The 13,481-nt window shown below is 40.0% G+C and carries 11 protein-coding genes; all 11 read right to left on the reverse strand.

The genetic code is table 11. From position 1 onward, the window contains the following. Positions 1-8: 8 nt before the first annotated feature. The 11 genes from rodA to G6053_RS05770 all read right to left on the reverse strand — a co-directional run bounded on the left by rodA (position 9) and on the right by G6053_RS05770 (position 13,375). Positions 9-1,274 (reverse strand): rod shape-determining protein RodA, encoded by a 1,266-nt coding sequence (gene rodA / locus G6053_RS05720; RefSeq protein ID WP_108636934.1) that lies wholly within the window; start codon positions 1,272-1,274, stop codon positions 9-11. Beyond that, positions 1,267-3,249 (reverse strand): penicillin-binding protein 2, encoded by a 1,983-nt coding sequence (gene mrdA, locus G6053_RS05725; RefSeq protein ID WP_165305753.1) that lies wholly within the window; start codon positions 3,247-3,249, stop codon positions 1,267-1,269. The genes rodA and mrdA overlap by 8 nt, the downstream gene beginning before the upstream one ends. 27 nt (positions 3,250-3,276) lie before the next feature. Continuing rightward, positions 3,277-3,795, reverse strand: a complete 519-nt coding sequence (locus tag G6053_RS05730; RefSeq protein ID WP_108636932.1) for a rod shape-determining protein MreD — start codon at positions 3,793-3,795, stop codon at positions 3,277-3,279. Then, positions 3,788-4,630, reverse strand: coding sequence for a rod shape-determining protein MreC (gene mreC, locus G6053_RS05735; RefSeq protein WP_165305754.1), 843 nt, complete (start codon positions 4,628-4,630; stop codon positions 3,788-3,790). Before mreC ends, G6053_RS05730 begins: the two co-directional genes overlap by 8 nt. Positions 4,631-4,722: 92 nt before the next feature. Then, entirely contained in the window at positions 4,723-5,745 is a 1,023-nt protein-coding gene (locus tag G6053_RS05740) for a rod shape-determining protein (RefSeq protein ID WP_028071379.1), read from the reverse strand. A 453-nt stretch (positions 5,746-6,198) separates the two neighbouring features. Further along, positions 6,199-7,506 (reverse strand): NAD(P)/FAD-dependent oxidoreductase, encoded by a 1,308-nt coding sequence (locus G6053_RS05745; protein WP_108636930.1) that lies wholly within the window; start codon positions 7,504-7,506, stop codon positions 6,199-6,201. Between the two features lie 252 nt (positions 7,507-7,758). Continuing rightward, positions 7,759-8,091 (reverse strand): 2Fe-2S iron-sulfur cluster-binding protein, encoded by a 333-nt coding sequence (locus tag G6053_RS05750; protein WP_108636929.1) that lies wholly within the window; start codon positions 8,089-8,091, stop codon positions 7,759-7,761. A 2-nt stretch (positions 8,092-8,093) separates the two neighbouring features. Continuing rightward, a complete protein-coding gene (locus tag G6053_RS05755) occupies positions 8,094-9,098 on the reverse strand; it encodes an NAD(P)/FAD-dependent oxidoreductase (RefSeq protein ID WP_165305755.1) in 1,005 nt (334 codons plus the stop codon). A 5-nt stretch (positions 9,099-9,103) separates the two neighbouring features. Beyond that, complete coding sequence (locus tag G6053_RS05760; protein WP_165305756.1) at positions 9,104-9,538, reverse strand: MarR family transcriptional regulator; 435 nt, start codon at positions 9,536-9,538, stop codon at positions 9,104-9,106. Positions 9,539-9,653: 115 nt separating this feature from the next. Next, the gene (gene secDF / locus G6053_RS05765) at positions 9,654-12,641 is read right to left on the reverse strand and encodes a protein translocase subunit SecDF (RefSeq protein ID WP_165305757.1); all 2,988 of its coding nucleotides are present in this window, start codon (positions 12,639-12,641) and stop codon (positions 9,654-9,656) included. A gap of 257 nt (positions 12,642-12,898) precedes the next feature. Then, entirely contained in the window at positions 12,899-13,375 is a 477-nt protein-coding gene (locus tag G6053_RS05770) for a hypothetical protein (RefSeq protein WP_121126443.1), read from the reverse strand. Positions 13,376-13,481 lie beyond the last annotated feature (106 nt).

Raw genomic sequence — 13,481 nt, forward strand, 5'->3', positions numbered from 1 at the left:
ACTGCAAACTATACGACTCCTTTTCTATTGGAGTCAAATTTGAGCATAATAAAGAGCAGTATGGTGAAACTCCAGAGTGAGGAGCCTCCATAGCTAACAAAAGGCAATGGAATTCCGATGACAGGGATGATTCCTATGGTCATTCCGATATTGATAAACAAGTGAAAAAATAGGATGGAGGCCACGCCGTAAGCGTAGATTCGGGCAAATGCCGAACGCTGTCGCTCCGCAATATGAATGATACGCAAGAGCAGGGTGAGATAGATTGTAATTAGTGTTACTGAACCGACAAATCCCCATTCTTCCCCTACGGTACAGAAGATAAAATCTGTACTCTGCTCGGGAACAAAATTATACTTGGTTTGTGTACCCTGTAAATATCCCTTGCCCCAAAATTGACCTGATCCAATGGCAATTTTAGACTGGTTCAAATTATAGCCCTTTCCTCTGAGGTCTTCCGTTTTGCCTAAAATAATGTCGATCCGATCGCGCTGGTGTGGTTGCAATACATGGTCATAAACCAAGTCGACGCATAGTATAAACGCTGTACAGGCTGCGAAAAGAATGCTTAGGTTAATAATGTATTTCCTCTTTTTTCGGAAGCTCCACATAAAAAATCCAATGATAGCCGCCAAGACTAAAATAAGAATCCATGGATTGAATAACAACGCCAAAACGAAAAGCAAGATGCACAGGCCACCAAAGATCAGTAACTCATTGTTCACATAACCTTCGCGGTAAAAAACGAAAATTAAGGAAAAGAAAGCCAATGCAGATCCCGTGTCGGGCTGTAGCATAACGAGGAATACAGGGAATAGTACAATGCCTGCACCCATGGCCAAGGTTTGCATAGTGGGGGCTTTATTGCTCTGGGCACTTAAAAAATTGGCGAGCAACAGACAGGTGGAGAGTTTGGCAAATTCCGATGGTTGCAACCGGAAGAACCCCAGATCAATCCAAGCTTGGTTTCCACCTACATTTCGGCCGACAACCAAAACAATGACAAGTAAGATCGCCGTTATTCCGTAGAATATCGGTGAAGCTGAACTGAAAAACTTGGCATCTATGATCAAAATGGATATACCTAGTATAATCGCCGAAACAAGATACAAAGACTGTTTTCCATAGTTGGTCCCCAAGCTGAAAAAACCGGGCATATCTGGATTAAAAACAGCTGCACGGATATTGAAAAGACCGATCAGACACAACGAAAGCCAAAGAACGATTGTCAGCCAGTCAATTTTTCCAAAGAAACTATTTTTTTGATTATTCATATCTTCTCTTTACCTCGCTATGGTGAACAATTGTTTCCTTTGGTTTGACCAGGGTCGCCACTTGACGTTTTGATTTGACAGTATCTGTTTTTGATTTGATCGAATCCGCTTTCTTGACATCTTTACTTTTTGGGTCTATTACTTTCTTCGGTGCAGGGAGAAAGTTTGCATTATAGATGCGGTCCTGAATATATTTTGGGGCCGTAATGGTATCTTTTAAGTATTTCTCCACCATCATACTGGCGATCGGACCTGCCCAAGTACCGCCATAACCTGCATTTTCAACAAATACCGCTATGGCAATTTTAGGATTTTCCCGCGGGGCAAATGCGAAAAATACGGCGTGATTTTCACCGTGTGGATTTTGTGCCGTACCTGTTTTTCCGCACATTTCAATCCCGGGAATTCGATTGGACCAAGCTGTCCCTTCAGATGTGTTTACGGCATCACTCATTCCCTGGATCACGACAGGATAATATCGTTCATCTACACCAGCGCTTATCTTTTCCGTAAATTCTTTTTTGGCGATTTTTTGCGCACCGATACCTTTAATAAGGTGGGGTCTATAATAAAAGCCTCTATTTGCGACAATAGCCATGATATTGGCCATTTGTAATGGCGTGATACCCATTTCACCTTGTCCAATGGATAAAGAGATATTAAAGCTTGAACGCCACTTGTCATTGCCGTAACGTTTTGTATAAAATTCCGATGTAGGCAATAAACCTGCTTTCTCCCCGGGTAGATCTATCCCTAATTTGTGTCCGATTCCAAACTGTGTGACTGCATTTCGCCAGAGGTCGTAAGCTTTCGGGCCGGAAAGACCACGGCCATCGATCATCTTTGCATAAGTAAACCCGTAGTAGGTGTTACAGGAAACTGCGACAGAACGTTGTAAGGTCGTTGATCCATGATAGTGGGTACAGCCCATCCAACCTCGTCCGCCACCATAACTATAACCGTGTGGACAGAAAAATACCGTATTACGGTCGATGACGCCAGCTTGTTGCGCCGTTAAGGCCGAAACAACTTTAAAGACAGAACCTGGAGGATAAGATGCTTGAATGGGGCGGTTAAAAAGGGGCTTGGTCTCATCGTTCAGCAATTTCATGTAATTGTTGCCAACCTGACGGCCAACCATCAGATTCGGATCGTAACTCGGGCTACTGACATAGGCCAGGATTTCTCCTGTTGCCGGTTCAATGGCAACGATGGAACCTAACTTATTTTTCATGAGGTTTTCACCTAATATTTGTAGATCCTTGTCCAGGGACGAAACCAAACCTTCACCGGCCACGGCCAAAGTGTCATATTTACCCTCCATAAATATACCTTTAGGACGATTTAGTGCATCCACCATTAAGTTGTTAACACCTCTTTTCCCTCGGATCAGATCTTCATAGGAGCGCTCAACGCCACTTCTGCCGATATAGTCACCACTACGGTAAAATCCATTCGATCGTTCAATATCTTTATCATTTACCTCACTGACATAACCTAAAAATTGAGCAGCAATACTATCGGGATAACTCCGGATCGTTCTCTTTTGCACATAAAATCCGCGAAACTGATATTGATATTCCTGATACTGAGCCCAAGTCCGGACAGATAGCTGTTTTTCAAAAATTGATGCCCTGTACGGGGAGTGTGCCCTAGCTTTATCCATCCGTTTAATAAAGCCTTCTTTGTCGATCTCGATTAATTTGCAAAACAGAGCTGTATCAATTTCTTTCACCTCGCGTGGCGTTACCATCAAATCGTAGACAGGCTCATTTTGTACCAATACCTTACCCTTGCGGTCCAAAATTACACCCCTTGCAGGGTAAACAATGACCTTGCGCATGACATTGCTATTGGCCGAATGTATATAGGAATCGTCGATGATCTGTAAATAAAATAGGCGGGCGACCAAAGTCAGCGCAATGGCAACAAAGATTCCGGAAATGACGTACTTGCGAGCAAAAAAACTATTCATAGAAATAAATTTCTATCCATCGATCTACTACAACCGATCTTTCTTTTTGTAGAATAATATGCTAAATAATAGCATGATAATTACTGTAAATATACAACTTAAAACAATACTGAGCAGTGTGTATTGAATATGTTGAAAGGAGAAAGATTCCAGTAGATACAGGAAAGTATGGTGAATCAATGTACCGAAAAAGATATAGGAAAAAAACCATCTCACATTCATCAATCCCAACATTGGAGTAAGAAAGGAATCCCGTTCCTCCACCTCAAGCGTGATTTTCATAAAGAAAATGCGGAAGGCAGCCAAGGCTACACATGCGGCAGTATTGACCCCCAGCGTATCGTAGAAAGAATCTACCGTTAGTCCCGTTAGAAATGCGATCAGGTACACCAGAAAATTGGGGGTTCCCGTTGGTAGCAAGAAGATAAATAAAATATAAGGAAACGCTGCAACCAAGTTGTAATAACCGATATTTTGGAATAAAAATACCTGCATTCCAATCAAGACGATAAATCGAATAATGTTAAATATTAAAATCCTAGCCATTGTCCTTAGTCGATTCCTCCAATGTTTTTAATTCATTACTTAATAAATCCTTTACGACATATACATGCTGTAGATTGGAGAAATTGGTGCTTAAAAGAATGCGAAGATCCAAGAATGCATCTCCGGATGAAATGCCTGTTTGAATAACCGTCCCTACAAAAATGCCCTTGGGGAAGTGTCCTGAATATCCTGAGGTATAGACTTTATCGCCTTTGTTTACTTTGATATGATTAGGAATTTCCTTCACTGTTGCGGCCCGATAATCTATATTGTTACCCCAAACTAAAGATCCAAAGACCTCACTGTGGCCCAAGGTTACCGATATGCGGGTATCGGGATGTAGGAGGGACTGTACCGTAGAAAAATTCGGCGAAACGTTTAATACGATGCCAACAACACCATTGGGTGCGATGACCCCCATTCCTTTTTCTACCCCATCTTTACTGCCCTTATCCAAGGTAATTGTATTCGCTTTTTGATGGATACTATTGTTGATTACATTTGCAATAACAAATTGGTAACGGCCAAATTCGCTGCTATCCATAACCGGTACAGGACCAATTTTGATACTGTCGGTCGATTTATATGCCTGTAGGTCTTTCCGTAATTGAGCGTTTTCTTTTGCTAATGCATCATTTGTCTCCCCCAGATGTAAATAGCTTTTCCAGGAGTTTATTTTTGCATAAAGACTGCCGATTACATGGTTGGAAGAGTTTAACACAGAATTGCGTTGAAACGAATTGTTGGTAATAATCATAAATAATGAGAATCCAAAAAATAGGATAAACCAAAAGAATGCATTATATCGTCTCAGGAATAACCAAAGGTTTCTCATTTTTTATTGTGGGTATTTAATAAGCAAGCGATATAATAGTTTTGCATATTATATCGCTCTTTAATAAAATCTTGTTAATTATCGAACGTTAATTATTGCATCAAGAATTTGAATCGACCAATATTTTTAAGCGCAATACCGGTGCCTCTGACAACAGCACGAAGAGGATCTTCGGCAATGTGTACTGGAAGTTTTGTTTTCGCTTGAATACGACGATCTAAACCACGTAATAACGCACCACCACCAGTCAGGTAGATACCTGTTTGATAAATATCGGCAGATAGCTCCGGTGGCGTAATTTCAAGTGCTTTTAAGATGGCTTCTTCGATTTTAGAAATTGATTTATCCAAGCAATGGGCAATTTCTGTATAAGAAACCGTAATTTGTTTAGGGACACCAGTCATCAGGTCACGACCTTGTACCGCAAAATCTGCAGGTGGCTCCTGTAACTCAGGAAGTGCAGCCCCAACTTCAATCTTAATCTTCTCCGCCGTACGTTCACCGATCATGATATTGTGCTGTCTACGGATGTATTGAACAATGTCAGAGTCAAAGTTGTCACCTGCTACACGGATGGATTGATCACAGACGATACCGGATAGTGCGATGACAGCAATTTCTGTCGTACCGCCACCAATATCAATGATCATATTACCCATTGGTTCTTCCACGTCGATGCCAATACCTACAGCAGCAGCCATTGGTTCGTGGATCAGATAAACTTCTTTGGCTCCGGCGATCTCCGCAGAATCACGTACAGCCCTTTTCTCCACCTCAGTGATACCCGATGGAATACAGACCACCATGCGTAAAGATGGGAAAAACCAACTTTTACCATTGTTGACCAATTTCACCATCCCTCTGATCAAATGTTCAGCAGCCGTAAAATCAGCAATTACGCCATCACGTAAAGGTCGTACCGTTTTTATATTGTCGTGTGTTTTACCTTCCATTTGCATGGCCTGTCGACCAATGGCAATCACTTTGTTTGTGGTGCGGTCAAATGCAACAATAGAAGGCTCATCCACTACTACTTTGTCATTATGAATTATTAGGGTGTTCGCAGTACCCAAGTCAATCGCAACTTCTTGCGTAAACCAATTAAATAAGCCCATTTGCTAATCCTTAAGCTATTTTAAAATAATATGCAAACCTACACAAAAAAAATTAATCTTTTTGAGGTTATACATCAAAAAAAACTATATTCTGCAAGTAAATTCTATCTGGAAAAAACCGTTTCTAAATTTAACGAATATAATCTACAATTGTTACTTCTTGTGCTAACTTATTTTTTATTGGATGCAATACGAAATGTGAATTAAAAATGTGTTTTTGAAATATTTGCCACCTAAATAAGTGCTGTTGTTCTCTAGATAGTGGCTTTGACAACTATATGAAAATTGGCTGTCAATTTTAATAGGGAATAATTTTTTTTTGATCAGCTTTCGATCATTTTTGGGGGAGGGGAGAAAAGAAGAATGCCATTATTCTTATTGAAAATAATGGCATTCTTTTTTGACTGAAAAACAAGGCAATGCTGTTTTTTTATAATGATTTTGTGATCGACTTTATTGTATCGTTTTGGCTTGTTCTTCCGGTTTAGGCTCATCATACTTATGGAAGATTAAGCGGACACCACTGTTTTTCGTGAAAAACTTCACCGACCAGTTTACAAATGTGATCAACTTATTTCTAAATCCATAAATGGACATCAAGTGGACAAACATCCAGGTCATCCATCCGAAGAAGCCGCTGAAGTGAATTTTGCCCATGTCAACCACAGCTTTGTTACGCCCTACTGTGGCCATTGAGCCCTTGTCAAAATAGCTGAATTTTTCCGTAGGTTGATTGGACATTGTCTGAAGGATGTGTTTGGCCACATATCCTCCCTGCTGTTGTGCTACTGGAGCAACACCCGGTAAACCACGAGGTAGATCATCTGTAATAAATGCTGATACGTCACCAATGGCATAAACCCCCGGCATGTCAATAACACGACATTGATCGTCTGTCTGTATACGGTTACCACGTTGGATAACTTCCTTTTTGAATCCATCCGGATATTGACCTGCAACACCCGCACCCCAGATTACTGTTTTTGTTTCGATGCTTCTGCCATCTGCGAAAGTAATGGAGTTACCGTCGTATCCAGTTACCTGTACGTTCAACAGTACTTCAACACCAAGATCTTTTAAATATTTCTCCGAATTTTTTGATGCTTTCTCCGAGAGATTGGCCAAAACTTTTGGTAGACCTTCCACCAGGTAAACAGACATTTCCGATTTCTTCAATTCAGGATAGTCTTTTTCCAGTACATTATTCTTAATTTCCGCAATAGCACCAGAAAGCTCTACTCCGGTAGGGCCACCACCCACGATCACAAAGTTCAGATTAGGCTTGCGATCTTCAGGATTAGGGATCATTACCGCTTCTTCAAGATTCTGAAGAACGTAGCTCCGAATATTAAGGGCCTCCTGAATATTTTTCATCGGCAAAGCATATTTGGTGATCTGCTGATTGCCGAAAAAATTTGTCGTTGCACCGGTAGCAACAACCAGATAATCGTAGTCAAAATCTCCAATATCAGTCTTAACAACTTTAGCCTCGTTATCGATGCTTTTGACATCGGCAAGTCTAAAATGGAAGTTATCCTGATTTTTGAACATTTTACGGACAGGGAAGGAGATAGAGTCTGCCGAAAGCGTACCCGTAGCAACTTGGTACATTAATGGTTGAAAAGTGTGAAAGTTGTTTCTATCTAATAAGAGAACTTCAACCTCCTTATTTTTAAGCTTTTTAGCAACTTCAATTCCTCCAAATCCAGCACCAATAATGATTACTCTTGGGAATTTTCTATTTGAACTATTGCTTGGCATATTTTTAATAGTTTGTTGTAAAAATTCGTACAATCGAATTAAGCTGCAAATATCTTAAATTTTGAACCAAAAAGCTAAAAAATATTTATTTATTATGGCAATACGTTGTGAAATTTATCGTTACGAGGTCAATTCTTTTAATAAAATATTTTGTAGTGTTTTGGTTTTAAGTCTTTTATACCCTAGAAAGACTCCTAAAAAAAACTTGCACAGATAACAAAGTTATTGTGTATTTTATACACAATAACTTTGTTATTGCAACGAACCTTTCAGCTTGATTTTCATACCGTTGTTATTCGGATGGAGATGCAGCTGACAGGCAAGCCGGCTTTGTTCGTCTGCATCAGGTAAGGTGTCGAGCATATCCAATTCCTGATCGCTGGCTTCCGGAAGATTATCCAGCCCCTCAAGGACTTCGACATGGCATGTGGCACATAGCGCCATGCCGCCGCAGGTGGCCAGTATATCGTATTCAGATGCTTTCAGAATTTCCATTAAGGAAAGGTTGACATCGGTCGGAATGTCTATTGTATTTTCTGTACCGTCACGATCGATAACAGTTACTTGAATCAAATTATCTTCCATGGTTAAAATGTATTTATACCATTAACGGTTGTGTATTTAAAGGTCAATTTTTGATCGGGATAAACAAACTTAAAAGCACTTTGGCACATTAAGGCTGCCTCATGGTATCCGCATAGGATGAGTTTGAGCTTGCCCGGATAAGTGTTAATGTCACCAATGGCATAGATGCGTTCGACATTGGTCGAGTAATCAAAAGTATTGACTTCAATCGCATTTTTATCAATATTTAGTCCCCAGTCAGCAATTGGGCCAAGCTTGGGTGTCAGGCCATATAACGGAATAAAATAATCGGCTTCGACCGCAATTGTTTCTTTTTCCTTACTTACGGTTTCAATAGCCGTAAGGTTTCCGTTACCCTGAAGATTACTTAGATTATGGGACAAAAGTAAATTGATTTTACCTTCTTGTGCCAATTTAAAAACTTTTTCCGCAGAATCGGGGGCGCCGCGGAATGAGTCGCTCCGGTGAATAAGTGTAACTTGTTGGGCAATATCAGCCAAATGATAAGTCCAATCCAGTGCGGAATCGCCCCCGCCGGCAATAACGATCCGTTTGTCCTTGTATTTTGCAGGATCTTTTACCATATAATCCACACCACTACCTTCATAGAGATGCAGGTTTTGAATTTCAGGCTTACGAGGTTCGAAGCAGCCCAATCCACCTGCAATGACAATCACTTGCGCATGAACTTTTGTTTGATCGCTCGTGGAGAGGATAAAGGAACCATCATCCTGCCGTTCGACATGTTCGACACGTTCGCCTAATGTAAAACTGGGGGCAAAAGGTTTTATTTGCTCAAGTTGATTATTGATAAGTTCCTGTGCGGTGATGCTCGGGTAACCAGGGATATCATAAATCGGTTTATGTGGATATATTTCGGATAATTGACCGCCAACCTGAGGTAAAACATCAATCAGGTGGCATCTCATTTTTAGAAGTCCAGCTTCGAATACAGCAAACAACCCTACTGGTCCAGCACCGATGATACAGATGTCAGTATTTATCATAGCTATTATACATTTAAATTGTTATAGATCGTGTTTAATATTCTTGTAAAATCCTCGAAATCTTTTTCCGTCAGTTTCTCCCATGCTTTCATCCGGATTTCTGCAACGATGTGGGATAGGGATGCAACCTTAAGTTTTCCCTCTTCCGTCAAATGAAGATAGAGACTCCGACGGTCTGTTTCATCAATGACACGCTCGGCCAAACCTTTCTTCAGTAGAATATCCACGATACGCGTCAATGTAGGCTGGTCTTTGCCACATCGTCTGGCTAAGTCTTTCTGCGATAACTGTTCGGTTTCGTAGAGTGCCTTTAAGACAGCCCATTGATCCACTGTAATATCAAATCCCTTTTCCGTAAAAGAAGATTGTGCGAATTGTTTTACCTTCTTGGCGGTTTGATCCAGTATAAAGGAATAACGGTCGAATTTTTCGTTTAGCATACAAATATTTAGTATGACAAATATATTTAAAATATTTAGTGCAACAAGTAATCTGAATGCAATAAAAAAGGCGTTCAAAAACTTGAACGCCTCTCCCTGATATTTTTTAATCTTATTATGGTCTTACTACTTCAGCTTTTTTTGCTGTATTACCTTCAGCTAAGTGCTTTCCTTTACGTAAGTCGTATACAGAAGGCGCTGCCAGGATAATGGAAGAATAAGTACCTACAATAACACCGATTAAGATCGCGAATGAGAATCCACGGATAACCTCACCACCAAAGATGAACAAGACCGCAAGAACGAAAATGATCGTCAATGAAGTAATGATTGTTCTACTCAATGTTGAGTTGATTGCGTGATTGACAACCTCGCCAAGATCTTCGTTATGCGCATTAGGTTTTGATACGAACTCTCTCAAGCGGTCAAATACAACCACGGTATCATTCACCGAGTATGCGATTACCGTTAAGATGGCCGCCACAAAGTGTTGGTCAATGTCCAATGAGAATGGTACAATACCATCTAATATGGAGAATAAGCCTAATAGAATAATGGCATCGTGGATGGTTGCGATAGCTGCCCCCACAGAATACTCCCATTTGCGGAAACGGATTAAAATATAAGCCGCTACGATGATAATAGAGAAGATTGCTGAATTAGTCGCTCTTGACTTGATGTCTGACGCAATACTTGGTCCTACTTTTTGTGAAGACAGGATTTCATGCTTATTGGAAGCGTCTACTTTAGACAATCCTTGATTCAACTTATCCAATACTTCTTTATCGGCAGCATCGGAAGTTTCTTCGATATGATATGTTGTTGTCACACGAAGTTGGTTGGATGCACCAAATACTTTTACTTCAGTTGTTTTTTGGAAAATATCATCCAAACTGGTACGAACAGCTTCCGGGTCAACTGGTTTATCGTAACGAACCGTATAGGTACGTCCTCCTTGGAAATCTACACCTAAACTGAAACCTTTTGTGAAAATTGAAGCTGCAGAAATTAAAACCGCTACAACAGAGATCGCGTAGAATACTTTACGTTTTTGAACGAATTTGAAGTTTGCATTATGCAAGGTATTTGCAGACCAAGGGAAAGATACTTTAATTTTAATATCTTTTTCCAGCATCCATTCAAAAATAACACGTGTTACAAGTATTGCTGTAAACAATGATGTGATAATACCAACCATCAATGTTGTGGCGAAGCCTAAAATTGGACCACTACCAAATAAGAATAAGATGATACCGATTAAGAATGTGGTAATCTGTGAATCTAAGATAGATGGTAATGCGTGTTTATAACCATCAGCAACTGCCTGACGAATTGATTTTCCTAAGCCCAATTCCTCACGGATACGTTCATAGATCAGTACGTTAGCATCGACAGCAGTACCCATTGTCAATACGATACCGGCAATACCAGGTAAAGTCAGCACGGCATTGAGGGAGGCTAATACCCCCATGATAATGAATACGTTCAACAATACAGCAATGTTAGCCACGATACCTGCCGTATTGTAGTATGCAATCATGAAGATCATTACAACAATAATACCGATTACTGCTGAATTGATACCTGCATCAATTGCCGCTTGTCCCAATGTAGGACCGACAACTGCTTCTTCAACGATTTTAGCTGTAGTCGGAAGACGACCAGCTTTCAATACGTTTGCTAAATCTTTTGTGTCTTCAACAGTAAAGGATCCAGAGATAGATGAATTACCATTTGGAATTTCACCGTTAACGGAAGGAGCGGAATACACTACGTTATCTAATACAATCGCAATGGCATCTCTATTTTGAGCCGCTTTTGCTGTGATTTTCTTCCATTCACGTGCACCTTCGCTGTTCATCTGCATACCAACTACGGGTTGGTTTTGTTGATCGAAATCCTCTTTTGCATCAGTGATGACGTCACCCGTCAATACAGCGCCATTATCTGCCCCTACGGCTTTGATTGCATATAAGGATAGTTGCTCTGGTGTTTTTTGCTCTGGTTTTACAGCCCATAAAAGCTTTAAGTTACCTGGAAGAATTGATTTTACTTCTGGGCGTTGCAAATAAGCATTTACTTTGGCCGTATCTTTCAATGAAACAATACCAACCATTGCACCAGGTGCTAGTGTAGGTTGTTGGTTTTCATTTAGATAAGCATTAGGTTTTAATACATCAAACAATGGTCTTTTCTGACCTAGATTAAGTGCTGCACTGTCTTTTTGGGCTTTGCTGTCCTTCTGTCCACCGGTTAAGTTGGACAATAAATCGTCTGACTTTTTCGTTGTGTCAGCAGCAGTTTTGTTTGTCGTAGTTGGTGCAGCTTTTAAAGTAGTTGCTAATGTTCTGTCAATATTTTCTAATACAGGATAAACTTCTTGATTGGTGTAGGTCTCATAGAATTCCAATTTCGCCGAACCTTGAAGTAGATTACGAACACGGCTTTCGTCTTTTACACCAGGGAGCTCAACTAAGATACGGTTTGTACCCTGTTGAATCTGGATGTTTGGCGAAGCAACACCAAATTTATCAATACGTGTACGTAGTACTTTGTAAGAATTTTGAATGGCGTTGTCGGCTTCTTTCTGAAGGAATGATTCGACTTTTGAATCGGAATCACCCGGTTTAATTAAAGAAGCGTTGTCTTTTGTCGAAAAGAATGTTGAAAGTGGGGTAGAAGCTCCAATGGATTTGTACTCTTCCATGAATAAAGCAACGACCGTTTTTTGACTGGTTTTGCTTTTTGCTACCGCTTGTTCCAACGCTTTGTTGAATTTCTCATCTTTTGGATTGTTAGCCAGATTACGGATCAACTCATCCAATGAGATCTCCATGGTGACATTCATACCACCTTTTAAATCCAAGCCTAAAGCCAGTTCATTTGCTTTTGCTTCCCTATAGGTGTATTTCGCAAAACCCAAATTATACACCACCTCACCTGCCATGGAGTCTAGATAGCTCTTCTCTTTTGCCAAATCTCCTTTGGCAAATTTCTCAGCATCCTGCTCCACCTTGCGGGTCACCCAAGTAAATGATAGGGAGTATAGACACGCTAATGACACCACTATCACTAAAAGTTTAATCAGCCCTTTACCTTGCATCGTCTGTTATTAATTGTATTAATTTTAATGTTAAATACTGTTTATGTAATTGATAATTAGTTCTTGTTTAATCACACTTTACCAAGAATGGCAAAGGTATAAAATTTTTGTAGAATGAAAAGCTTTATTTATGCCATTTAGGTCAAAGGCATAAAATTAGAAGAATTGCTGAAAAAAAGAAATATTTAAGGAATTTATTTTACAAAAAAAAGGCTCTGTTCAAACTTGAACAGAGCCTTTTTTATCTTTTCTTTCTACTATCTTAATGTATATTTAATACCGAAAGTGAAAGTTGAAGCGTCGAAATCATTACCGTGATTTAATCTCCAGTCTGGTTTCCAGTCTGCGTGAAATCCGATAGGAGCAGCAGGGATTTTAAATTCCAAACCCAATTGTGGTCTCAAACCAACAAGCGTCATATCGTCATTTCCAGCGTCAAGAAATGTCAACTGCGCACCAATACCTGCATACCATCCTAGTCCATTTACACCACGGAATGGTCTAGCGTATTGATAGTCAGCTCCTACAGCAACAACGTTATCATCAAACATCACTTGCGCTTGACCATTATTTGTTCCGCCAAAAGATTGCTTGTATTGAACACCCCAAAGATCACCACCTGTTCCGTCAAAAACAACACCGATAGCGGCACGTTGTGGAGATTGAGCTTTCGCTTCTTGTGCTCCAAATGCTAATGCTGCAACAGCAGCTAATGAGAGTAATGTCTTTTTCATAATTATCTTTACTTTATATTTTCATTAATTAAAATTACTTTTCGTGTAACCAAAAGCAAATAGCTTGCCAAAAAAAAAGAGGCAATCCGTTGGAAGGCTTAATTGC

Source organism: Sphingobacterium sp. DR205 (genome assembly GCF_011064245.1).
Taxonomy (GTDB): Bacteria; Bacteroidota; Bacteroidia; order Sphingobacteriales; family Sphingobacteriaceae; genus Sphingobacterium; species Sphingobacterium athyrii.

Coding starts and splice junctions, on each gene's coding strand:
- rodA (WP_108636934.1), bottom strand. CDS start 1,274: ATGAATAATCAAAAAAATAGTTTCTTTGGAAAAATTGACTGGCTGACA.
- mrdA (WP_165305753.1), bottom strand. CDS start 3,249: ATGAATAGTTTTTTTGCTCGCAAGTACGTCATTTCCGGAATCTTTGTT.
- G6053_RS05730 (WP_108636932.1), bottom strand. CDS start 3,795: ATGGCTAGGATTTTAATATTTAACATTATTCGATTTATCGTCTTGATT.
- mreC (WP_165305754.1), bottom strand. CDS start 4,630: ATGAGAAACCTTTGGTTATTCCTGAGACGATATAATGCATTCTTTTGG.
- G6053_RS05740 (WP_028071379.1), bottom strand. CDS start 5,745: ATGGGCTTATTTAATTGGTTTACGCAAGAAGTTGCGATTGACTTGGGT.
- G6053_RS05745 (WP_108636930.1), bottom strand. CDS start 7,506: ATGCCAAGCAATAGTTCAAATAGAAAATTCCCAAGAGTAATCATTATT.
- G6053_RS05750 (WP_108636929.1), bottom strand. CDS start 8,091: ATGGAAGATAATTTGATTCAAGTAACTGTTATCGATCGTGACGGTACA.
- G6053_RS05755 (WP_165305755.1), bottom strand. CDS start 9,098: ATGATAAATACTGACATCTGTATCATCGGTGCTGGACCAGTAGGGTTG.
- G6053_RS05760 (WP_165305756.1), bottom strand. CDS start 9,538: ATGCTAAACGAAAAATTCGACCGTTATTCCTTTATACTGGATCAAACC.
- secDF (WP_165305757.1), bottom strand. CDS start 12,641: ATGCAAGGTAAAGGGCTGATTAAACTTTTAGTGATAGTGGTGTCATTA.
- G6053_RS05770 (WP_121126443.1), bottom strand. CDS start 13,375: ATGAAAAAGACATTACTCTCATTAGCTGCTGTTGCAGCATTAGCATTT.